This is a genomic window from Rhizobium sp. NZLR1 (assembly GCF_017357385.1).
Lineage (GTDB): Bacteria > Pseudomonadota > Alphaproteobacteria > Rhizobiales > Rhizobiaceae > Rhizobium.
Map to the genome: position 1 here is coordinate 2,586,403 of NZ_CP071632.1, position 20,913 is coordinate 2,607,315.

General features: G+C 61.4%; 21 protein-coding genes and 1 pseudogene. 11 read left to right on the forward strand and 11 right to left on the reverse strand.

Translation table 11 applies throughout. The annotated features are described in order from the left end of the window. Positions 1 to 24: 24 nt before the first annotated feature. Together J3O30_RS12875 and J3O30_RS12880 are read right to left on the reverse strand one after the other, a co-directional pair. Positions 25 to 981 carry a transketolase family protein gene (locus J3O30_RS12875; protein WP_207580717.1) on the reverse strand — a complete coding sequence of 319 codons (957 nt, stop codon included), beginning with the start codon at positions 979 to 981 and terminating at the stop codon, positions 25 to 27. Beyond that, positions 978 to 1,790, reverse strand: coding sequence for a transketolase (locus J3O30_RS12880; RefSeq protein ID WP_207580718.1), 813 nt, complete (start codon positions 1,788 to 1,790; stop codon positions 978 to 980). Before J3O30_RS12880 ends, J3O30_RS12875 begins: the two co-directional genes overlap by 4 nt. A 205-nt stretch (positions 1,791 to 1,995) precedes the next feature. Between J3O30_RS12880 and J3O30_RS12885 the strand changes: the two genes are divergently transcribed. From J3O30_RS12885 to J3O30_RS12910, 6 genes are all read left to right on the forward strand, one after another. Continuing rightward, entirely contained in the window at positions 1,996 to 2,976 is a 981-nt protein-coding gene (locus J3O30_RS12885) for an ABC transporter permease (protein ID WP_207580719.1), read from the forward strand. 118 nt (positions 2,977 to 3,094) lie between these two features. Further along, on the forward strand, positions 3,095 to 4,024 hold the full coding sequence (locus tag J3O30_RS12890) for a sugar ABC transporter substrate-binding protein (protein WP_207580720.1): 930 nt from the start codon (positions 3,095 to 3,097) through the stop codon (positions 4,022 to 4,024). 28 nt (positions 4,025 to 4,052) lie between these two features. Beyond that, entirely contained in the window at positions 4,053 to 5,531 is a 1,479-nt protein-coding gene (locus J3O30_RS12895) for a sugar ABC transporter ATP-binding protein (protein WP_207580721.1), read from the forward strand. A 22-nt stretch (positions 5,532 to 5,553) separates the two neighbouring features. Further along, a complete protein-coding gene (locus J3O30_RS12900) occupies positions 5,554 to 6,342 on the forward strand; it encodes an SDR family oxidoreductase (protein ID WP_207580722.1) in 789 nt (262 codons plus the stop codon). A 24-nt stretch (positions 6,343 to 6,366) separates the two neighbouring features. Continuing rightward, positions 6,367 to 6,561, forward strand: a complete 195-nt coding sequence (locus tag J3O30_RS12905) for a hypothetical protein (protein WP_246762668.1) — start codon at positions 6,367 to 6,369, stop codon at positions 6,559 to 6,561. Positions 6,562 to 6,635: 74 nt separating this feature from the next. Further along, positions 6,636 to 7,418 carry a glucose 1-dehydrogenase gene (locus J3O30_RS12910; protein ID WP_207580723.1) on the forward strand — a complete coding sequence of 261 codons (783 nt, stop codon included), beginning with the start codon at positions 6,636 to 6,638 and terminating at the stop codon, positions 7,416 to 7,418. A gap of 330 nt (positions 7,419 to 7,748) precedes the next feature. Here J3O30_RS12910 and J3O30_RS12915 read toward each other — a convergent pair whose 3' ends face one another. Next, a complete protein-coding gene (locus tag J3O30_RS12915; RefSeq protein ID WP_207580724.1) occupies positions 7,749 to 8,516 on the reverse strand; it encodes an SDR family oxidoreductase in 768 nt (255 codons plus the stop codon). A 337-nt stretch (positions 8,517 to 8,853) separates the two neighbouring features. Between J3O30_RS12915 and J3O30_RS12920 the strand changes: the two genes are divergently transcribed. Genes J3O30_RS12920 through mobB form a run of 3 tightly spaced genes read left to right on the forward strand, consistent with a single transcriptional unit; the run spans position 8,854 to position 10,928 of the window. After that, positions 8,854 to 9,762: a DMT family transporter gene (locus J3O30_RS12920; protein WP_207580725.1), complete on the forward strand. Its 909-nt coding sequence runs from the start codon at positions 8,854 to 8,856 to the stop codon at positions 9,760 to 9,762. A 21-nt stretch (positions 9,763 to 9,783) separates the two neighbouring features. Continuing rightward, on the forward strand, positions 9,784 to 10,413 hold the full coding sequence (gene mobA / locus J3O30_RS12925; RefSeq protein ID WP_207580726.1) for a molybdenum cofactor guanylyltransferase MobA: 630 nt from the start codon (positions 9,784 to 9,786) through the stop codon (positions 10,411 to 10,413). After that, positions 10,410 to 10,928: a molybdopterin-guanine dinucleotide biosynthesis protein B gene (gene mobB, locus J3O30_RS12930; protein ID WP_207580727.1), complete on the forward strand. Its 519-nt coding sequence runs from the start codon at positions 10,410 to 10,412 to the stop codon at positions 10,926 to 10,928. Before mobA ends, mobB begins: the two co-directional genes overlap by 4 nt. On the opposite strand, the gene J3O30_RS12935 is transcribed toward mobB, so the two are convergent. The 3 genes from J3O30_RS12935 to J3O30_RS12945 all read right to left on the reverse strand — a co-directional run bounded on the left by J3O30_RS12935 (position 10,863) and on the right by J3O30_RS12945 (position 15,563). Then, positions 10,863 to 13,004, reverse strand: coding sequence for an ATP-binding protein (locus tag J3O30_RS12935; protein WP_281438264.1), 2,142 nt, complete (start codon positions 13,002 to 13,004; stop codon positions 10,863 to 10,865). The genes mobB and J3O30_RS12935 overlap by 66 nt on opposite strands. Next, positions 12,997 to 14,508 (reverse strand): ATPase domain-containing protein, encoded by a 1,512-nt coding sequence (locus J3O30_RS12940; RefSeq protein WP_207580728.1) that lies wholly within the window; start codon positions 14,506 to 14,508, stop codon positions 12,997 to 12,999. Before J3O30_RS12940 ends, J3O30_RS12935 begins: the two co-directional genes overlap by 8 nt. A 161-nt stretch (positions 14,509 to 14,669) precedes the next feature. Then, entirely contained in the window at positions 14,670 to 15,563 is an 894-nt protein-coding gene (locus J3O30_RS12945) for a LysR family transcriptional regulator (RefSeq protein WP_207580729.1), read from the reverse strand. A gap of 139 nt (positions 15,564 to 15,702) precedes the next feature. Between J3O30_RS12945 and J3O30_RS12950 the strand changes: the two genes are divergently transcribed. After that, positions 15,703 to 16,098 carry a cupin domain-containing protein gene (locus J3O30_RS12950; RefSeq protein WP_207580730.1) on the forward strand — a complete coding sequence of 132 codons (396 nt, stop codon included), beginning with the start codon at positions 15,703 to 15,705 and terminating at the stop codon, positions 16,096 to 16,098. Positions 16,099 to 16,112: 14 nt separating this feature from the next. After that, positions 16,113 to 17,102: an aldo/keto reductase gene (locus J3O30_RS12955; RefSeq protein ID WP_207580731.1), complete on the forward strand. Its 990-nt coding sequence runs from the start codon at positions 16,113 to 16,115 to the stop codon at positions 17,100 to 17,102. 207 nt (positions 17,103 to 17,309) lie between these two features. Here the strand turns inward: J3O30_RS12955 and maiA are convergent, their stop codons facing one another. From maiA to J3O30_RS12980, 5 genes and pseudogenes are all read right to left on the reverse strand, one after another. Further along, positions 17,310 to 17,945: a maleylacetoacetate isomerase gene (gene maiA / locus J3O30_RS12960; protein WP_207580732.1), complete on the reverse strand. Its 636-nt coding sequence runs from the start codon at positions 17,943 to 17,945 to the stop codon at positions 17,310 to 17,312. After that, a complete protein-coding gene (locus tag J3O30_RS12965) occupies positions 17,942 to 18,094 on the reverse strand; it encodes a hypothetical protein (protein WP_207580733.1) in 153 nt (50 codons plus the stop codon). Before J3O30_RS12965 ends, maiA begins: the two co-directional genes overlap by 4 nt. 99 nt (positions 18,095 to 18,193) lie before the next feature. Then, the gene (locus J3O30_RS12970; protein WP_207580734.1) at positions 18,194 to 18,610 is read right to left on the reverse strand and encodes an organic hydroperoxide resistance protein; all 417 of its coding nucleotides are present in this window, start codon (positions 18,608 to 18,610) and stop codon (positions 18,194 to 18,196) included. A 191-nt stretch (positions 18,611 to 18,801) separates the two neighbouring features. Next, positions 18,802 to 20,123 (reverse strand): annotated as a pseudogene (locus tag J3O30_RS12975) (HAMP domain-containing sensor histidine kinase). After that, entirely contained in the window at positions 20,120 to 20,860 is a 741-nt protein-coding gene (locus J3O30_RS12980) for a response regulator (RefSeq protein WP_207580735.1), read from the reverse strand. The pseudogene J3O30_RS12975 and the gene J3O30_RS12980 overlap by 4 nt, the downstream one beginning before the upstream one ends. Positions 20,861 to 20,913: the final 53 nt, after the last annotated feature.

Sequence of the window (20,913 nt, forward strand, 5' to 3'; positions counted from 1 at the left end):
CCCGGCCGGTCCACGCGATCCTAATTACTTGCGCCTGATCAGCGACTGTGCGGCGTCGGCGATTGCCGACGGCGCCATCCCGAATTCGTCGAGCAGGAACTCTGCCGAACCGGTTGGAGCGTAGACGCCGGGAACGCCAAGACGTTTCATCGGCACTGGAGCATTGTCGACCACCACTTCGGCGACCGCGGAGCCGAGCCCGCCGAAGATCGAATGCTCTTCGGCCGTGACGATCGCTCCGGTTTCCCTAGCCGCAGCGATGATGGCGTCCTCGTCGATCGGACGAACCGTTGCTAGGTTGAGCACTCTGGCATTTATGCCGCGTTCTGCGAGGATCTCAGCGGCCTTCAAAATTCGATGGGTCAAAGTGCCGTTGGCGATAAGGGTGACGTCGGAACCCTGGCGAAGCAGGTTTGCCTTGCCAAGTTCGAACTTGTGACCCTCCGGAAGTAGATCCGGCACACCGACGCGAGACAGACGCAGGAAACAGGGCCCGTTATAGGCCGCGGCCCACTCGACCGCAGCAGCTGTTTCGATGCGGTCACAAGGCGCAATGACCGGAAGATTGGGCAGAACCCGCGTCCAGGCGAAGTCTTCGATCGAGTGATGGGTCGGACCGAGTTCGCCATATGCCATCCCGGAAGAAATGCCGACCAGCTTGACGTTGGCATTCGAATACGAAATATCCGCCTTGATCTGCTCCAGCGACCGTCCCGTTAGAAACGGCGCGGCGGCGCACACGAACGGAAGGCGCCCGCCATTGGCGAGGCCTGCTGCAACACCCACCATGTTCTGCTCGGCGATACCGACATTGACGAGGCGCTCTCCAAACCTAGCCTTGAAGCCGCCGAGCTTGGAGGAACCGACGGAGTCGTTGCAGACAGCAACGATCGTTTCGTTTTCGGCTGCCAGCCGTTCAAGCGTGGAGGCGAATGCGTCGCGGCAATCGTAGAGCTTGGCTGCGTTTATGGGCGCGTTCATGCCAGTGCCTCCGACAATTCTGCCACTGCGATGTCGTATTGTTCCTTGCTCGGTACCTTGTGGTGCCAGTCGACTCGGTCTTGCATGAACGAGATTCCATGCCCCTTGTTGGTGTGAGCAACGATGCAATGCGGTCTCGATCCCCGGTGTTCGAGGGCCGAAACGACTTCGCACATCGTGTTCCCGTTGATCTCGGTGACCTCCCAATCGAAAGCTTCAAGCTTCGGACGAAGCGGGGCGAGATCGTTGGTTTCCGAAAGCGCGGCGCCCTGCTGGAACCTGTTGTGGTCGATGACCAGCGTCAAGTTATCGAGCTTGAACTGCGCGGCCGCCATGATCGCTTCCCAGTTGGAGCCCTCCTGCATCTCACCGTCGCCGGTGACGACATAGGTGTGATATCTAGCGCCCGAGAGCTTGGCGGCTTTCGCCATTCCGACTGCGACGGGAAGACCGTGGCCGAGCGGCCCGGTATTGGTTTCGACGCCAGGAACCTTGTTGCAGTTTGGATGCCCGTTCAGCCTCGAATGCGGCTTCAAAAAGGTCGAAATCTCCTCCTCCGGGATGAAGCCGCGTTTTGCGAGCGTCACATACAGAGCGCATGCCGTATGTCCCTTCGAAAGAACGAACCTGTCGCGGTCGGGGTGCTTCGGCTGATCGGGCCATACATTCAGCACACGAAAATAGAGGGCCGTCAAAATGTCGATGACCGACATTTCCCCACCGATATGGCCGGCGCCCGCTTCGAAGACCGCCTGGAGATCGCGCAATCGGATCTCGCGAGCGACCCGCTCGAGTTCTGTCGTATTCATGGGTTCCTCTCATGCATAAATATTCATTCATCAATATTTTTGCACAAGAAGCCGATTAGTCAAGCCCTTTAAGCGGCACACCGGCGAATGGAAGTCCAGAAATCCTGTTGACAGCCAGAAAGCAACTTGTTAATGAATTTTCCAGCATCAGTGAATATTTATTCTAAAGACGAACTACCTGTCGGCCTGGGCATAGGGAGGAACAATGGTGGCGCTCGATATCAATGAAAACGGGCTTTCGTCCGGCGCCTGGTTGAGCAAGCTCAAGGGAGCCACCGGCCCGCTCGTCGGGCTGCTCGCGCTTTGCGTCTTTCTGAGCGTCAGCACCGACACGTTTCTTTCGGTTCGAAACGGCCTCAACATTCTCGATCAGATCACTGTCCTCGGCATCATGGCCGTCGGAATGACCTTTGTCATTCTGATCGGCGGCATCGACCTCTCCGTCGGCTCGGCCCTCGCTCTTGCGATGATGGTCATGGGCTGGACTGCAAATGTCGCCGGCCTGCCGCTGCCGGTTGCGATCGCTTTTGCTCTGGTCGCATCGGGGGTTTCGGGGCTGATCGTCGGACTTCTCGTGACGCAGTTCAGGGTTCCGGCCTTTATTGCCACTCTTGCGATGATGTCCGCGGCTCGCGGCGTCGCCAATATGATCACGGACGGCCAGCAGATCGTCGGATTCCCCGACTGGTTCATGATGCTGGCAATCGACCGCCATTTCGGCGTGCTGACCGCCACCGTGTTTCTCATGCTTGCGGTGGTTCTTGCGGCGTGGCTTTTCCTGCACTTCCGCTCCGAAGGTCGCATGCTCTACGCGGTAGGAGGAAATCCGGAAGTCGCGCGCCTTGCGGGCATCAACGTCCCGCTCGTCACGATTGGCGTCTACGTCGTAAGTTCAGTCCTTGCGGGCCTCGCAGGCATCGTACTCGCCGCCAGGCTGGATTCAGTCCAGCCGTCCAGTGGTCTGGGCTATGAGTTGGACACGATCGCTGCGGTCGTCATCGGCGGGACTTCGCTCTCCGGCGGCGCGGGCGGTATCGGGGGAACATTGATCGGTGTTCTTATCATCGGCGTCCTTCGCAACGGCCTCAATCTTCTCAACGTCTCGCCGTTCCTGCAGCAGGTGATCATCGGCATCGTCATCGTACTCGCGGTCGGCGCGGAGACTATTCGTCGGCGTCGCGCCTGACGAAACGGGGTCCGCCGCGTCGGCGGGCCGGACATTCCGCGCCAAGGGTTTGGGGCGGATCAATACCCCGAGGGGGAGGACATACCCGAGGGTTCCATCAAACAACGGAGGAAATACAATGAAAATTGCGCGCACCATGCTCGCGTCTGCTGCACTGCTCGGCCTCACGCTCAGCCCCGTACACGCAGCGGAACTGAAGAAGCTCGGCTTGGCCGTTGCCAACCTTCAGGCAAACTTCTTCAACCAGATCAAGCAATCGGTCGAAGCCGAAGCCAAGAAGCGCGGCATCGAAGTCATCACGGTCGACGCAAAGGGCGATGGGCCGACACAGGTCAATCAGATCCAGGACCTCCTGACCCAGAAAATCGACGCGCTGATCTACATTCCGGCAGGTGCGGCCGCTGCGACCGTTCCGGTCAAACTCGCAAAGAGCGCTGGTATTCCGGTCGTGAACGTTGACCGCAACGCCGAGGGAGCACCCGGCGATACCTTCCTTGCAACGGATTCCGTCGCGTCTGCCAAGGCGGTGTGCGACTACATCCTGAAGGAAGCCGGCGGCAAGGGGAAGATGGTCATCATCCACGGCCAGAAGGGCACGACGCCGGAAGTCGATCGTTCGAAGGGCTGCGCTGAATCTCTCAAGTCATATCCGGACGTCAAGGTTGTCGCCGAGCAGTTCTCGAACATCTGGAGCCAGGACGAAGGATTCCAGATCATGCAGAATATGCTGCAGGCAAATCCGGACGTTTCCATCGTGTTCGCCCAAGCCGACGGCCTCGCCCTTGGCGCCGCACAGGCGATCAAGGTCGCCAATCCTTCCCAGAAGATCGTGGTTGGCGGCTTCGATGGTGACACCGCAGCTCTCGAAGCGCTCAGCAAGGGCGTCTTCAACGTAACTGCGACCCAGCAGACGCAGAAGATGGGCCGCGACGCGGTTGAAAACGCCGCCAAGCTTGTTGCTGGAGAGAAGGTGCCGCCGGTCCAACTTTTGGATGCCACCCTGACAACCAAGGAAAACGTCGCAGGCTTCATCGCCAACCATCCGTAATGAAGTCGAGGTCTTGAGGAGGTGTGCCGTGACTGATCCAGTTCTTTCCCTGAGGGGCATATCCAAGTGGTATGGGCCGCTCCAGGTTCTGAAGAATGTCAGCTTGGACGTTTATCCGGGCGAAGTGGTAGCACTTCTCGGTGAAAACGGAGCCGGCAAGTCGACGCTATCCGGCATTATCGCCGGGTCACGCACGCCGTCCGAAGGATCAATGACCTGGCTGGGGCAGTCTTATGCCCCAGCCTCCCCGAGGGAGGCGATCGACAAGGGCCTTGTCCTCATCCATCAGGAGCTGCAGCTGCTGCCGCAGCTATCGATCGCGGAAAACGTCTTCATCGGGCGCTGGCCGATGAAGAACGGCGTCGTCGACCGTGCCCAAATGGTTCGCCGCGCTCAGGAACAGCTCGCTCGCCTGAACCTTCACATACCCGCCACCCGGAAGGTCGCCGGCCTTTCCACCGCAAATCAACAGCTCATCGAGATCGCCAAGGCGTTGGCTCTCAATGCAAAGCTCCTGATCCTGGACGAACCGACCGCGGCCCTTGGCGGCGCGGAGACGGAAGCTCTTTTCGAACAGGTTAGAAAGCTTCGGTCAGAGGGTGTCGGCATCGTCTACATTTCCCACCGCATGGAAGAGATCAAGCGAATAACCGACCGGGTCGTCGTTCTTCGCGATGGCGAGCGCGTGCAGGAATTCTCCGACAGCGCGACACCGGTGCGAACGATCGTCGAGAGCATGGTCGGACGCCCGCTTGACCGCTTGTTCCCAACGCTGCCGGTGCCGACAGACCATCCCGTACTCCAGGTGTCGGGGCTGAGCTCGCCGGACAACTCATTCCGCGACGTTACCTTCGATGTGCGCGCCGGGGAAATTCTCGGAATCGCCGGACTGGTCGGTGCGGGCCGCACAGAACTTGTCCGCGCGATTTCAGGCGCGGACCCGATCAGTGCAGGTTCGATCAAGCTGGAAGGCGAAGAACTCAGGCTGCGCGATCCGGCGGACGCGATCGCCAAGGGCATCGTGATGGTCCCGGAAGACCGCAAGGAGCAAGGCCTGGTTGTCGGGCACCGGATCGGTGAGAACATTATCTACGCCAATCTTGACAAGCTGGGCGGGCGTTGGATTACCCCGCGCGTCAAGCGCTCGTTTGCGGAGAAGGCGGTTGCCAAGTTCGGCGTAAAGGGCCGTGCGGAGCAATATGCCTCGGACCTGTCCGGCGGCAACCAGCAGAAGGTCGTCATCGCGAAATGGCTGATGCGCGATCCTAAGGTCGTCGTACTCGACGAACCGACGAGAGGCATCGACGTCGGGGCCCGAGCGGGCATCTACGACATCATCGTCAATCTTGCCAATCGGGGCGTGGCGGTCATCGTCGTAAGCTCGGACCTCGAGGAAGTTCTCGGAGTTTCCAATCGCATTCTCGTGCTTGCCCAAGGCAAACAGGCAGGCATTCTCAACCGTGACGAGGCGAATGACGTTTCGGTCATGGAGCTAGCCACCATCTGAACAGACAGAGAAAGGAAGAGCGGTGTCCGACATCACTCTGAACGCCCCGAAGCTTTTCGATCTCAGCGGCCAGGTTGCCATCGTTACCGGAGCTGGGAGCGGCATCGGGCAGCGCATTGCCATCGGCCTTGCACAGTGCGGCGCCGACGTGGCGCTGCTCGACCGTCGAACCGACGACGGGTTGGCCAGGACGGCCGAACATATTCACGCCGCCGGCCGCCGTTCGATCCAGATCGCAGCGGATGTCACGAGCAAGTCTTCTCTTGGAGAGGCGATAGCACGTACCGAAACAGATCTCGGCGCATTGACACTTGCAGTCAACGCTGCAGGCATCGCTAACGCCAACGCAGCGGAGGAGATGGAGGAGGACCAATATCAGACGTTGATGGATATCAACCTGAAAGGCGTCTTTCTTTCCTGCCAGGCCGAGGCGCGCGCCATGCTGAAGAATGGACGCGGCTCCATCGTCAACATCGCTTCCATGTCGGGTGTGATCGTAAACCGGGGGCTGAGCCAAGCGCACTATAACGCCTCCAAGGCGGGCGTGATCCATATGTCGAAGTCTATGGCGATGGAATGGGTCGACCGCGGCATTCGCGTCAACACCATCTCCCCCGGATACACGGCAACGCCGATGAACACCCGTCCGGAGATGGTTCATCAGACCAGGCTCTTCGAAGAGCAAACGCCAATGCAGCGAATGGCAGCAGTGGACGAGATGGTCGGCCCGGCGGTGTTCTTGCTGTCGAATGCAGCAAGCTTCGTGACCGGCGTCGATCTTCTCGTCGACGGCGGTTTCTGCTGCTGGTGATACGAAAAGCGCATTGCCAGCAACTTGGAAAACGATCTCGCTTCCTCCCTGGCAGAGATCGAGGCGCTGAAGGGAATAACGGGTAAGGCGGCGTGCGATATCGTCGTCTGCCCGCCCTTCACGCTGATCGAAACGGCCGTGGAACGGACGGAGGGTTCGGGTCTCCACGGGTCGCTGAAGGCTTCGGAATTCGCCGAGATTATCTCGACAGCCACTTGAACTCCAAAAATTGTCGCGGGCTGGGTCGTGCGCCCCAGATCGCTATGTATCCACGGTACCGGGAAGGAAAGAACATGAAACGCTTTGAGCAAAAGACTGTCGTCATTACCGGGGGCAGCCGCGGCATTGGCGCGGCCATCGCCAGGCGCTTTGCCCGCGAAGGCGCCAATCTCGTCGTCTCCGCCAATGAGGAACTGGTCCACGGCGTTGCCGAGCAAATCCGGGCCGAAGGCGGCAAGGCGATCTCCTTCATCGGCGACGTCACAGACAAGGCGAGCGTCATCGCCCTCTACGATGCTGCCGAGAAGGAATTCGGCTCTGTCGACGTTTCGATCCAGAATGCCGGTGTCATCACCATCGCCCGCGTCGAGGACCTCACCGAAAACGAGTGGGACAAGGTCATGGCCGTCAACACCAAGGGCGTTTTTCTCTGCGCCCAGGAGGCGCTTTCCAGAATGCGCAAGCACAAGCGCGGCGGCCGCATCATCAACACCGCCTCCGGCCAGGCCCGCGACGGCTTCATCTACACCCCGCATTATGCCGCCTCGAAAATGGGCGTCGTCGGCATCACCCAGAGCCTCGCCAAGGAAGTCGCCACCGAAAAGATCACCGTCAACGCCTTCTGCCCCGGCATCATCGAGACCGACATGTGGGCCTATAACGACCAGGCCTGGGGCAAACTGCTCGGCAACTACGCCCCCGGCGAGTTAATGAAGGAATGGGTCGAAGGCATCCCGATGAAACGCGCCGGCTCCGGCGAAGACGTCGCCGGCCTGGTCACCTTCCTCGCCAGCGACGACGCCGCTTACATCACCGGCCAGACGATCAATGTCGATGGCGGGTTGATCATGTCGTAGGTGAGATTCTGGCTTTACCTGCCATATGCCTTTCGCTTGCCGCTCAAGCGTTCGTCGCTGACGCTCCTCACCCCCCTCATCTGCCCTGGCGGGCATCTTCTCCCCGCTGGGGAGAAGGGGGAGCAAGCCGCTTCTCCCGTTTCCATAAACGATGCCTTCAGGAAGGGCGGGACGCCCCCACGAGTCCCTTCTCCCCAGCGGGGAGAAGATGCCGGCGGGCAGATGAGGGGGGTGAGCGGCAAAGCCGCGAAGGCGAAGGGCAGCGACTGAGCACCACGATCAGCCCGGGTGGCTCGACCTCCGACATACACCGTACGCCCCTCACCTCACTTACGTCCGACTAATCGAAACCCCACCATCGGCCAGCATCGCCGTCCCCGTCACGAAGCTCGACATATCAGACGCCAGGAACAGCGCCGCATTGGCGATCTCTTCCGGTTGCGCCATGCGTTTCAGCGCGTGCAGTCCCTCCACGAAGGCGAGCAGGTCGGGAGTGGCATCCGGCGCGTTGGTGATGCTGGCAGGCGTGTCGGTGCCGCCTGGAAGCAGGGCGTTGACGCGGATCTTTTGTCGCCCGAGTTCGGCGGCAAGCACCTGCACGAAGCCGATCAGCCCCGCTTTGCTCGCCGCATAGGCGGCCATCCCAGGCATGCCGACGGTATGGCCGACGAAAGTCGAAGTGAAGATCAGCGATCCACCACGCTCACCCATCGCCGCGGACTGGTATTTGGCGCCGAGGAAGGCGGCGGTGAGATTGGTCTCGATCGTCTCGCGCCAGCCCTCCGACGACAGCCCGGCGACCGGTCCCATCTCGCCGAGAATACCGGCATTGTTGAAGCCGATGTCGAGCCCGCCGAAGCGTGAGATTGCCGTCTCGACGAGCCTTTCCTGCAACGCCTCGTCCTTGACATCACCCGATATGGCGACAGCATGCCCGCCCTCCGCCTCGATCTCGGCGACCACGGCGCCGAGTGCGTCCTGTCGCCGTCCGGTGACCACGAGCTTGGCACCCTCCCGCGCAAAAAGTTTCGCCGCCGCGCGGCCGATGCCGGAACTGGCGCCGGTGATGATCGCGACCTTGTCGTTCAAAAGTGTCATGTCCGTTTCTCCTCAGTTGTCGAGACACCTGAGATCTCAAAGATCAGCCGATGCAGCCACCCGTTTCCCGCGCGGGAAAAGAAAACGGCTTGAGGCCGATGATTTCAGTCGGAGCGACGGCCCCTTTGGAGCATGTTTGAAGCGCTGATCGCCGCGCCGGAAGGATTGATTTTCCTCGATGAAACAGGATCTGCCACGTATCCCGCTCACACCCCGGCCTTGACGTCTACGCCATTGTGCACCGCATCATCGATTTATCCCGGGTGTGACATTCATCCGATTCCCATCATCTATCTTCCCGACTAAGAAGGGGCGCACAGGTAACGGGAATCTCTTCATGCCGCGGTCACGCAATACTGAGGGCGCCATCTATATGAGCATGGCGATGGCCGGCTTTTCCGCAAGCGACGCTCTCTCCAAATCGGTGATCGCCTATATGAACGCCGGTGAGATCATGTTCCTGCGCGGCCTTTTCACCAGCCTGCTGGTCTATCTGATCGCCTGGAAAATGGGCGCTCTGCGCTCCTGGCGCACCGTGCTTAAGCCGATCATCATCCTCAGGATCATCTGCGAGATGATCGCCGCCGTCACCTATATTACCGCGCTCGGCATGATGCCGATCGCCAATGCCTCGGCGATCCTGCAGTCACTGCCGCTGGTTGTCACCTTCGGCGCTGCGCTCTTCTTTGGCGAGCCTGTCGGCTGGCGGCGCTGGTCGGCAATCCTCGTCGGTCTTGTCGGCGTGATGATCATTATCCGCCCCGGCCCCGAAGGCTTCACCGCCGCCGCCCTCCTCTGCGTCGGCTCGGTGCTGTCGACGGCCAGCCGTGATCTCGCGACACGGTCGATCGACCCGGAGATTCCCGCGCTGATGATCACCGTCATCACCGCCATCTCTGTTTCCTTCTTCGGCGCACTGCTCATTCCCGTGCTCGGCGGCTGGCAGCCGGTCAGCGCCACCTCGCTCGGGCACCTCCTGCTCGCCTCGGTGCTGGTGCTCGTCGGCTACCAGTCGGTCATCCTCGCGATGCGCACCGGCGAAATTTCCTTCGTCGCGCCGTTCCGCTATACAAGCCTGATCTTCTCATCGCTGCTCGGCTTCTTCTTCTTCGCCGAAGTGCCAGACAGCTGGATGCTGGTGGGGGCTGCGATCGTCATCGCCTCCGGCCTCTATACGTTCTATCGTGAGGCCAAGCGCCGCGTATCGCCGATCGCGCAGGAATCTGCGCCGCGCGCACCGGTGTGACGAAGGTTCTGGGGCAGGATGATGGCTGAATTCTCGCTGGAAAAGTCCGATATAGCAGGCGTCGTGCTGGCCGGCGGCCGCTCGCAGCGCATGGGCCGTGACAAGGCGGGCGTGATGCTCGGGGACGAGAGCATGCTGCGCCATGTGCTGACCCGCCTCTCGCAGCAGGTCTCCCCGGTTGCCGTCAATGCCGATGCCGCCGCCGAGGACGTAATCGTCGTCCCTGACCGTTTTCCCGGCAAGGCCGGGCCGATGGCCGGCATCCATGCAGCGATGGTCTATGCCGCCGGCCTGCCCTCGATCAGCCATGTCGTCACCGTCTCGGTCGATTGCCCGTTCTTCCCAGCCGATCTCGTCGCCCGGCTGGCGGCAGCGGTCGAACGCCCGTCGCAGATTGCCATCGCCGCCTCCGAGGGCCGCAGCCATCCTGTCTTCGGGCTCTGGCCGGTGACGTTGGCCGCCGATCTCGAAGCCTGGATCGCCACCGACGACAAGCGCCGCGTGCGCGACTTGCTGTTGCGGCATGACGTTACGGAAGTGACGTTTCCGCTGCATCCGACCCGCGCCAGCCTGCTCGATCCCTTCTTCAACATCAACACGCCGGATGATCTCGTCGAGGCGGAACGCTGGCTGGAGGCCCTGCGCGCATGACCGCACCGAAGATCTTCGGCATTGCTGGCTGGAAGAATTCCGGCAAGACCGGGCTCGCCGTCCGGCTGGTCACCGAATTCACCCGCCGCGGCTACAGGATCTCGACGATCAAGCACGCTCATCATGATTTCGATATCGACAAGGTCGGGGCTGACAGCTACCGCCACCGCCAGGCCGGCGCCCATGAGGTCACCATCGTCTCCGGCACCCGCTACGCCATCATGCACGAGCTGCGCGGAGCACCCGAACCTGAGTTCGAGGAGATCCTCGCCCGGCTCGCCCCCTGCGATCTCGTTCTGATCGAAGGCTATAAGCGCGAACCGATCCCGAAGATCGAGGCCCGCCGCCTGGAGGCAGCCAATCGCCAACCGCTGGCACCGAGCGATGCCCATATCTGTGCCATCGCCGCCGATCATGCCGTCACGGATTCGGCGCTGCCGGTTTTCGATCTAGACGACACAGGCGCCATCGCCGATTTCATCGCAGCAATCGTCGGCCTTGAACAGCGCCCCTGAACCACGCGCGCTGATGGAGCCGATAACCGGAGCCGTCTCGCGGGCCAGCGCCTTGGCGATTTCCTTGGCAAGCTGGGCTTGATTATAGGGTTTACCCAATCTCGGAATATCGATGTCGGTGCCGGCGGGAAGATCGGCATACCCTGTCGCCAGCACGATCGGCAGCGTCGGGTGAATATCCCGCACAGCCTGGGTGAGCTGTGCGCCGGTCATACCCGGCATCGAATAGTCGGTGATCATCAGATCGAAATGCTGACCGCTCCTGATCAGCTCCAGCGCATCCGCGCCGGAATTTGTCTCGACGACCTCATGGCCGAGATCTTCGAGCATGTCGACCGAACTCATGGCGATCAAGGCATCGTCATCGACCAGAAGGATCTTCAGTCCGGAGGCAGATTGCGGGATGGGCAGCTCCATCTCGGCCGGCCGCTCCGGCCGCCGTTCGGTCGCCGGTAGCCACAACTCCGCAGTCGTTCCGACCCCAGGCTCGCTTGTCAGAAACAGTGCGCCATTGAGCTGAACGGCAAGCCCGTGGATCATCGACAAGCCGAGACCCGTGCCTTTCCCGAGTTCCTTGGTGGAGAAAAACGGATCGACGGCCTTCTTCAGCGTCTCCGCGTCCATGCCGGTGCCGCTGTCAGCCACCGCCAACACAAGATAGGCTCCGTCGCCCAGATCGCCGCCAGCGCCGACAACCTGTTCTTCGCGCAGCGATATGGACAGCGTCCCCCCATCCGGCATCGCATCGCGGGCATTGACCGCAAGGTTGAGCAGCGCCAATTCGAGCTGGTTCGCATCGATCAGCGCCGGCGGCAGTCTCGCCGGGAGATTGGTCTCGATGCTGATCGAGGATCCGACCGAGCGCCGCAGCAAGTCGTTCATGCCGGAGACAAGATCGGCCAGATCGACGGGCTTGACCTGCAGATCCTGCTGTCTGGCAAAAGCCAGCAAACGCTGGGTCAGCGCCGCTCCGCGTCGCGCGCCCTGAAGCGCCCCGTCGACCAGACGCGTTGCCTTGGCATCTCCGGCCACGTGTTTGCCGAGCAGTTCCAGATTTCCGAGAACGACCATCAGCAGATTGTTGAAGTCATGGGCAACACCGCCAGTGAGTTGGCCGATCGCTTCCATTTTCTGGGATTGGCGAAGCTGCTCCTCGGCTCTCTCACGCTGGGCGACCTCTTCGAGCAGTGTCTGGTGAGCGGCATTGACCTCCCGGGTCCGTTCCCGGACACGCACTTCGAGGGTTTCATTGAGCCGCCTCAGATTCTCCTCGATGGTCTTGCGGATGGTGGTATCGGAGCAGACCCCGACAAGCTTCCTGGCTGATCCATATCTGTCTGCATAAAGCTGGGCATGGACCTCGGTCCAATGCAGTGATCCATCCGGCCAGATCGTCCTGTGCTCGATCGAATAGTCGCGTCCGGTATCGACCGTCTCGCGCAGGCGTGCCAGCACAAGGTCGCGATCATCGGGGTGGATGCTGGCGATCAGATCATCGCGCGTCACCTCATCATCCGGCCCTCGACCGAAAACCGCTTTGCAGGTCGCCGAGGCCGACAAAGCCATTGTGGACAGTTCCAGCTCCCACGCGCCAAGGCGGCCGGCGGCGAGCGCCGTCTGCAACCGCCGCTCTCCCTCGCCCAGAGCCTCGAGCCGAGCGCGCGCTTCATACTGGCGCAGCCGTCCTTTCAGTGCGGTCCGCGCAACGCTGATGAAGGACGTGGCATGAAACGGCCTCTCCAGAAAAGTCACATTGCCGAGAACCTCGGAAAGCCTGGCGGCGGCGGGATTTCGTTCAGGCCCCCCGCCGCGTTGGGTCAGGACGATGAACGGCAGATCAGACCAGCTCGGCTGGGCGGCGACCCAGGCAGCAATTGGTTTCAGGTCACTTCCGCGGACGGCCTCTTCCGTCAGAACACCGACCGCTATTTCGTCATCGAGTGAAGACGCGAAAAGATTGAGATCGGCAACCGTTATCGAGGATAATCCAGTCTCGGCGGTCAACGATGCTGCGACCTCGGCGTCGCGTCCGGCCGGTGCATAAATCAGGGCCTTCGGGTTGTGGAAATTAGGAATTGCCGCAGCCCTCGCTGTCGGTTGGCAAAAGCGGAGCGGACGTCGAGACGAATTCCGGAACGCCGCGAAGCACTCCCTGGAAACCGACGATGGGCTCTCCGAATGTCAGGCCGCCAGCATCGATCTGATACTCCCGGATGGTGTCCTCGTGGTGGCCGGTCCTCTTCTTGATGACGGAGACCGCCCGCCGCACACGTCCCACCGCCTCGAAGTAGCGCAGCAGGATGACGGTGTCGGCGAGATAGGTCACGTCGACGGGTGCCTTCATGTCGCCGAGCAGTCCGTGCTGGGCGACGGTGAGGAAGGTGTTTGCGCCTTGCCTGTTCAGATATTGCAGCAATTCGTGCATATGCAATATCAGCGAATTCTCATCCGGCATCGAGGCCTGATAGCCGTTGATGCTGTCGATGACCACGGTTTTCGCTCCCGATCTGTCAACGGAAGCACATACGCGGTGAGCGAATTCACCGGGCGACAACTCCGCGGCATCGAGCTGCTCGATATGCAGCAGACCCTCATCCCTCAGGGCCTCGAGATCCATGCCGAGCTGTTTCAGGCGCGCGAACAGCAAGCCCAACTCCTCGTCAAAAATGAAAACAGCCACCTTTTCGCGGCGTGCTATGGCCGCCATCACAAATTGAAAAGAGAAAGTGCTCTTGCCGGTGCCGGCAGGACCGAGAATCAGCGTGCTCGATCCTCGTTCGAGCCCACCGCCCAGAAGCAGGTCCAGCCCGGCAATACCGCTGGAAAGCTGATCGCGAACATAACTCGTCCTGTGTTCGGCGGCGACCAGGCGCGGAAACACGACGACACCGCCGGTCTGGATGGTGAAATCGTGATAGCCACCGCGGAAAGCCTGTCCGCGGTATTTCGTCACCCTTAAGCGTCGCCGTTCAGCGCCGTAATTCGGCGCCAGCTCATCGAGATGGATGACCCCGTGCACAACGCTATGCACCGTCTTGTCGAGCGTGTCGGAGGTCATGTCGTCAAGGAGAAGGACGGTCGCCCCCTGTCGGGCGAAATAATGTTTGAGCGCAAGGATCTGCCGGCGGTAGCGCAGCGAGCTTTGCGCAAGCAGCCTTATTTCGGACAGGCTGTCGAGAACCACCCGGCTCGGTCTGACCCGCTCGAAAGCTGCGAAGATTTCTCGTGTCGACTCGCCGAGTTCAAGATCGGATGAATAAAGCAGGCTTTGCTGCTGGTCGGCATCGAGCAGGCTTTCCGGAGGCACGAGCTCGACGACCTCGATTTTGCCGTCGATCACCATGCCGTGCGACGCAGCACCGGCCCGCAGTTCGCTGTCGGTTTCCGAAAGGGTGATGTAGAGCCCCTGCTCGCCGAGCCGAGCCCCTTCGATCAGAAACTGCAGCGCAATAGTCGTCTTGCCCGCTCCCGGATTTCCCTCAAGGAGAAACACGTGGCCGATGGAAAGACCGCCTGCCAGAATTGTGTCCAAACCGGACACACCGGTCCGGGCTTTCGTGGCAAGTGCCGCAGTATTCATTCATTGTTTCCTTCAGTTTCAAATGTGAATTAGTGGCGAGTGAAGGAATGTCAAATTGCCGGCGCAGCATGCTTTCGCTCCCGGCAGAGAGCTTGTCGCGCGTTGCAAGAGGGGCTGGCACGGATAGCTGCTCGCTGTCAGCGACCTGAAAATATCGGTCTCTACCCGCGATAGCGTAGTGCATCGACGACAACGGCAAATGCCGGCGACGCATGCCGGCGGCTCGGATAATAGAGATGATAGCCGGGAAACGGCGGGCACCAGTCCTCCAGCACACGCACCAGCCGCCCATCGGCAAAATGCGCCTGCACGGCATCCTCCGGCAGATATGCCAGCCCCAACCCTGCCAGCACTGCGTTCAGCCGCAGCGCGATATTGTTGAAGACCAACTGTCCCTCGACCCGAACCCTGAGCGCGTGCCCGTCCTTCTCGAACTCCCAGGCATAGACGCCGCCATAGGTCGGCAGGCGCAGATTGATGCAATTGTGATCGGTCAGCTCCTGCGGCGTCAGCGGCGTCGCCCTGTTGTCGAAATAGGCGGGAGCGCCGACCACGGCCATGCTCATATCGGGCCCGATGCGCACCGCGATCATGTCTTTCGCGACTTGTTCTCCCAGCCGCACCCCCGCATCGTAACGTTCCGCCACGATGTCGGTCAGTCCGTAGTCGACAATGATCTCGACATGGATATCGGGATAATCAGGCAGAAGTTTTTCGAGGGCAGGCCAGAGAACCGCATTGGCCGCATGTTCGCCGGCATTGATGCGGATTGTGCCTGCCGGCTTCTCGCGGAACGCGCTCAAGGCAGCGAGCTCGCTCTCGATCTCATCGAGCCGTGGACCGATGGAGGCGAGCAGGCGTTCGCCCGCCTCCGTCGGCGAGACGCTGCGCGTCGTCCGTGTTAGCAATCGCAGCCCAAGCCGCTCCTCAAGCCCGCGAATGGTGTGGCTGAGCGCCGACTGCGAAACACCGAGCTTGCCCGCCGCCTTGGTAAAGCTCTGGGCGCGCGCAACGGCGAGGAAGGCGATCAGGTCGTTCACGGCAGGGCGCGGCATTTATGAAACTTTCTCATGGGTCCATGCCGTTTATAGCATCTAATCGCCATCCGGCCCACGCGTTAAATACTTTGCATCCCAGGCGGACGCCCGGCCGGCCCACCGGCCTGTCCACTCCAGATGTTGAAAGGAACGTGAGATGGACATCAAACGAAGCGGTTCGCAGCCTTCGGCCAAGGGACCGGCCGACTGGTTTACCGGCAGCGTGCGCGTCGACCCGCTGTTTGCAGTGACCAGCCCCGCCCGCACCGCCGGCGCCAGCGTCACTTTCGAACCCGGCGCCCGCACCGCCTGGCACACCCATCCGCTCGGCCAGACGCTGATCGTCACCTCCGGCTGCGGCCGCGTGCAGCGGGAAGGCGGCCTCATCGAAGAGATCCGTGCCGGCGACGTCGTCTGGTTCTCACCGGGTGAACGCCATTGGCACGGCGCATCGCCGACGACCGCGATGACCCATATCGCCATCCAGGAACAGCTCGACGGCAAGGTGGTCGACTGGATGGAGCAGGTCACCGACGCGCAATATCAAGATTAAGAAAGGAAACGGCTATGCAGAAGCGCGAACTCGGAAACAGCGGACTTCAAGTCTCGGCCATCGGTCTCGGCTGCATGGGATTGAGTTATGGTTATGGCCCAGCGACAGATATCCAGCAGGCGACCGCGCTGATCCGGCAGGCTGTCGAACGCGGCGTGACCTTCTTCGACACGGCCGAGGCCTATGGCCCCTATAAAAACGAAGAGCTTCTGGGAGAGGCGCTCGCCCCCTTCCGGAGCGAGGTCGTGATCGCCACGAAATGTGGTTTCAACTTCGATGCCAATGGCGGCCAGAGCGGCATGAACAGCCGTCCGGAGCAGATCCGCGCGGTGGCCGACCAGGCGCTGAAGCGCCTGAAGACCGACGTCATCGATCTGTTCTATCAGCATCGCGTCGATCCCGATGTCCCGATCGAGGATGTCGCGGGCACTGTCAAGATGCTGATTTCAGAAGGCAAGGTCCGGCATTTCGGTCTCTCTGAAGCCGGCGCCCAGACGATCCGCCGTGCCCATGCCGTCCAGCCGGTAACGGCGCTACAGAGCGAATATTCGCTGTGGTGGCGCGAACCCGAGCAGGAAATCCTGCCGACGCTCGAAGAACTCGGCATCGGTTTCGTTCCATTCAGCCCGCTGGGCAAGGGTTTCCTCACCGGCTCCATCAACGAGACGACCACCTTCGATAGCAAGGATTTCCGCAACGTCGTGCCGCGTTTTTCTCAAGACGCGCGCAAAGCCAACCAAGCGCTCGTCGATCTTCTCGCCGAGATCGCCGCGCACAAAAAGGCCAGCCCCGCCCAGGTGGCTCTCGCCTGGCTCCTGGCGCAAAAACCCTGGATCGTGCCGATCCCCGGCACCACCAAGCTGCATCGCCTCCAGGAAAACATCCAGGCCGCCGGGGTCGAACTGACGGCGGACGATCTTGTCAGCATCGAACGCGCGCTCGCCACGATCAAGGTGGAAGGCGATCGTTATCCCGCCCATCTGCAGGCAAGGGTCAACCGCTGAGAAGCGATGTCATTCGCCGGATTTCAACACCGTAAGAGAAACAGCCAACCACCCTTTTCGTCATGCTCGGGATTGTCCCGAGCATCTGCAGCCGGTCAATAGGTAGCAGATCCTCGGCACAAGGCCGAGGATGACGAAGAGTAACGAGCGAAGATAACAAACTGAAAGCAACTGCTGTTATTTGTGACCGCTTCTTCACCAATCGCATCATCGTCTCGGCGCCGGCGCATTCTCCTGGAAAGCCGGTATCGCCTCAAGCCTTGCGACAATCTCTGCGATATGCGGCCATTGGGCGAGGTCGAAGCCCATCCGCCGGGCGCTGATTGCCTGCGGGAAGAGAAAAATATCGGCAACTCCGGGCCGATCTCCGACCGCGAAGGTCCCCTGTCTGCGGCCGGCGATCATCTTCTCCACGGCGGCCATTCCCTCGCCGACCCAATGACGGCTCCAGGCGGCAATCGCATCGGCGTCGGCCTGGAACGCCGATTTGAGATGGAGGCCGATCCGCGGCGGCAACAGCGCATGGATCTCGGCTGCGATCGCCAGCGCGATCGACCGCGCCAGCGCCCTGCCCTCCGCCGTGTCGGGCAGCAGCGGCGGTTGCGGCTGAAGCTCGTCGAGATATTCGATGATCGCCAGCGATTGGGTGATGAGGACACCGTTATCCGTCAGCAAGGCCGGCACCAGCCCCTGCGGGTTGACGCTGCGATATCCGGCCTGCCGGCTCTCTGCCTCTTCGCCAAGGATGGTCACCGGCAGCGCTTCCGCCGTCAGTCCCTTCAGGGCGAGCGCGATCCGGACTCTCGATGTCGCCGAGGAAATTTCATTCTGATAGAGTTTCACAGTCTTTCTCCCTGGTGGCCTGAAAGGGAAACCGCGGATGCCGCCGTCACCAGGCCCGTGAGCGGCGATGGCTCCTGCGAGCTTATGTCGTAGATGCAGGGCGCGGCGAAGACCACCGCTCCCAGAATGCAGATGATCATCAATCTCATCAAATCCTCCAATCGGCGAGGCCCGATCGGCCTCGTCCCGTTTGCTTTCGGCTCCTCTGCCCGCCGCCGCCAATAGCCTTTTGGCGGGCAATCGATCCGTCAGGCAATGGTCAATTCGACATGGATATTGCCGCGCGTCGCCTTCGAATAGGGGCAAGTCCGGTGCGCCTCATCCACCAATGCCTTCGCGACGTCCACTTCGATACCAGGCAGGCTGACCTTGAGGCGGGCCTGCAGGAAATAGTCGCCCTCGGTCGCCCCGAGATCGACCTCGGCATTCACGGCGGTCTCTGCCGGAAGCCTGACCTTCAGCTTGCCCGCAGCAATGCCGATCGCGCCGATGAAGCAGGCCGACCAACCGGCTGCGAAAAGCTGTTCGGGATTGGTGCCTGGCCGCGCGCTGCCGGGCGGCGAGAGCTTGATATCGAGCTGACCGTCGTCGCTCTGCGACGCGCCGTCGCGCCCACCGGTGGTGCGGGTCTTGCCGGTATAGAGAACCTTGTCGAACTTGGTCATGGGAACACTCCTGTTTGCGTCGCTTTACGCGAGTGGTCGCTACTCGCGACCGGGTTGACGGAGTGTGGTTTGACCGGCCGATATATCCGCCATGTTTCAGGAATCGGTCGAAATGTCACAAAACGTAGCATCCGCTGTCCACGACATCTTCCCGTACAAAACCGTCGAAAAACTTCCGCCGGCTGCAGTCATCACCGGAGGGTGACTTCCGCTGCCAACCCGCCGCCGGCGCGATTGTAGAGCGTCAGCGATCCGCCGATCTTCGCCGTTAGTTGCTGGGCGATCGCAAGACCGAGACCGGTGCCGCCGGTCTCCCGGTTGCGGGATTGCTCCAGCCGGAAGAAAGGCTGCATGGCGGCTTCGAGCATATCGTTGGGAATGCCGGGACCGCGATCCAGTACGGTGATGACGATTTCGTTCTCAGTGCTGCGCCCGACGCTGATCTCGGCGGCCCCGGCAAACTTCAACGCATTGTCGATGAAGTTCGACAGGATGCGGCGAAGGGCGTGCGGCTTGGTGAAGGCGGCGCCCTGAACCAGGCCGACGACCGTCACCGCCTTTCCGGTGTCCTGATAGTCGTAGGCGATGCTGTCGATGAACGAGGCGAGATCGATGCGGGCATTCTTCTCGCCGCTGCCGTGAGCGCTGCGCGCATAGGCAATACCGTCCTGGACAAGGCGCTGGATCTCGCCGAGATCGTGCACCAGCTTGTCCTTCTCAGGCGAATCCTCCGCCATGTCGGCGCGCAGCCGCATGCGGGTGATCGGCGTCTGCAGGTCATGCGCGATGGCCGCCAATATCTGCACCCGCTCTTCGAGGTAATGGGCGATCCTCTCCCGCATCGCGTTGAAGGCGCGTGCTGCGTACGCTACCTCGCTCGGCCCCGCTTCGCTCAAGGCCGGGCCATCCTTATTGGGATCGAGAGCATCGGCGGCAGCGGCCAGCTCGCCGAGCGGCCGGATCGCCTGGCGGACTGCAAACCACGTACAGAGGATGAGCAGCGCCATCTGGACGGCGAAGACATAGGGCAGCCATGCGGCGATCGGCATGACACCCTTGGGCGTGACGTCGATCGTCAGCGGGCTTCCGTCGCTCAGCGTCAGATGCGCCTGCAACCGGTTGACCTCGCCCGGAATCCGTTCGATCCGGATCGGAAAGCGATGCCCGATCGCCTCCTCTATCTTGCCTGCGATCTCCGCCCCCTTGCTTGATGTATCCGGCACGCCCGGAAGCCCGGGTCCGAGCACGAAGCGGTAGTTGCCGCGGCCGAGCCGATCCAGCAGATCGCCGCGTTCGCCGGGGGAAGTCGGTCGAGAACAGCAATCGAGGTCGCAACATCGTTCTCCAGCGTGCCGAGCATCACGGCTTTGGCCGACATGGTGCGCTCCATATAGAGCACGCTGAACGACAGCCCGTAGGCAAGAGCGAGACCGATCAGCAGGATGAGGAAGATCCGTGATCGCAACGTGCTCGGCCACATCGAGCCCGAAATCAAAGGGATCGCCGCCCTCATTGACGCGGCTCCGAGATTTCCACCGGAACCGAAAACACATAACCTTCACTGCGCACCGTCTTGATGTAGATCGGTTCGCGTGCATCGTCGCCGAGCCGCTGCCGCAGGCGGCTGACAAGCAGATCGATCGAACGATCGAACAGATCGGCGTCGCGGCCCTGCGTCAGGCTGAGAAGCTGGTCGCGATTGAGGACCCGCTGCGGATGATCGATGAAGACGCGAAGCAGACGGTATTCGGCGCCGCTGAGCGCAATCGCCGTTCCTTCCTTGTCGAGAAGATGCCGGCCGACCGTATCGAGCCGCCAGTCGCCGAAGCTCAGCAGTTGCCCCGCCTCGCTGATCTGCAGGTTGGGCGGCAGCATCCGCGTCCGTCGCAGCACCGCCTTGATGCGGGCAAGCAGTTCGCGCGCGGCAAAGGGCTTGGCAAGATAGTCGTCGGCGCCCATTTCCAGCCCGAGAACCCTGTCCATCTCGTCGGTGCGCGCCGTCAGCATCAGGATCGGGATCGCCTTGTGCCGCCCGGCCCGCAGTTCGCGGCAGAGCACCAGCCCGTCGTCGCCGGGCATCATCACGTCGAGCACGATCAGGTCGACAGCATTGCCTTCGAGAAAGCTGCGCATCTGCCGCCCGTCTGCGGCCACACTTGTCCTCAGGCCATTCTTCTGCAGATAGCCGGATACCAGCTCGCGGATTTCACGATCGTCGTCGACGACCAGAATGTGATCGACATGATCCATTTTTCCCTATCCTTACCGATGCAAGCGGCCGCGCCCTCCGCCTCGATGATCGA

Bases quoted from the DNA above. Each gene is read 5' to 3' on its own strand.
- J3O30_RS12875 (WP_207580717.1), bottom strand. From the start codon at position 981: ATGAACGCGCCCATAAACGCAGCCAAGCTCTACGATTGCCGCGACGCA.
- J3O30_RS12880 (WP_207580718.1), bottom strand. From the start codon at position 1,790: ATGAATACGACAGAACTCGAGCGGGTCGCTCGCGAGATCCGATTGCGC.
- J3O30_RS12885 (WP_207580719.1), top strand. From the start codon at position 1,996: ATGGTGGCGCTCGATATCAATGAAAACGGGCTTTCGTCCGGCGCCTGG.
- J3O30_RS12890 (WP_207580720.1), top strand. From the start codon at position 3,095: ATGAAAATTGCGCGCACCATGCTCGCGTCTGCTGCACTGCTCGGCCTC.
- J3O30_RS12910 (WP_207580723.1), top strand. From the start codon at position 6,636: ATGAAACGCTTTGAGCAAAAGACTGTCGTCATTACCGGGGGCAGCCGC.
- J3O30_RS12915 (WP_207580724.1), bottom strand. From the start codon at position 8,516: ATGACACTTTTGAACGACAAGGTCGCGATCATCACCGGCGCCAGTTCC.
- J3O30_RS12920 (WP_207580725.1), top strand. From the start codon at position 8,854: ATGCCGCGGTCACGCAATACTGAGGGCGCCATCTATATGAGCATGGCG.
- mobA (WP_207580726.1), top strand. From the start codon at position 9,784: ATGGCTGAATTCTCGCTGGAAAAGTCCGATATAGCAGGCGTCGTGCTG.
- mobB (WP_207580727.1), top strand. From the start codon at position 10,410: ATGACCGCACCGAAGATCTTCGGCATTGCTGGCTGGAAGAATTCCGGC.
- J3O30_RS12940 (WP_207580728.1), bottom strand. From the start codon at position 14,508: ATGAATACTGCGGCACTTGCCACGAAAGCCCGGACCGGTGTGTCCGGT.
- J3O30_RS12945 (WP_207580729.1), bottom strand. From the start codon at position 15,563: ATGCCGCGCCCTGCCGTGAACGACCTGATCGCCTTCCTCGCCGTTGCG.
- J3O30_RS12950 (WP_207580730.1), top strand. From the start codon at position 15,703: ATGGACATCAAACGAAGCGGTTCGCAGCCTTCGGCCAAGGGACCGGCC.
- J3O30_RS12955 (WP_207580731.1), top strand. From the start codon at position 16,113: ATGCAGAAGCGCGAACTCGGAAACAGCGGACTTCAAGTCTCGGCCATC.
- J3O30_RS12965 (WP_207580733.1), bottom strand. From the start codon at position 18,094: ATGAGATTGATGATCATCTGCATTCTGGGAGCGGTGGTCTTCGCCGCG.
- J3O30_RS12970 (WP_207580734.1), bottom strand. From the start codon at position 18,610: ATGACCAAGTTCGACAAGGTTCTCTATACCGGCAAGACCCGCACCACC.
- J3O30_RS12980 (WP_207580735.1), bottom strand. From the start codon at position 20,860: ATGGATCATGTCGATCACATTCTGGTCGTCGACGACGATCGTGAAATC.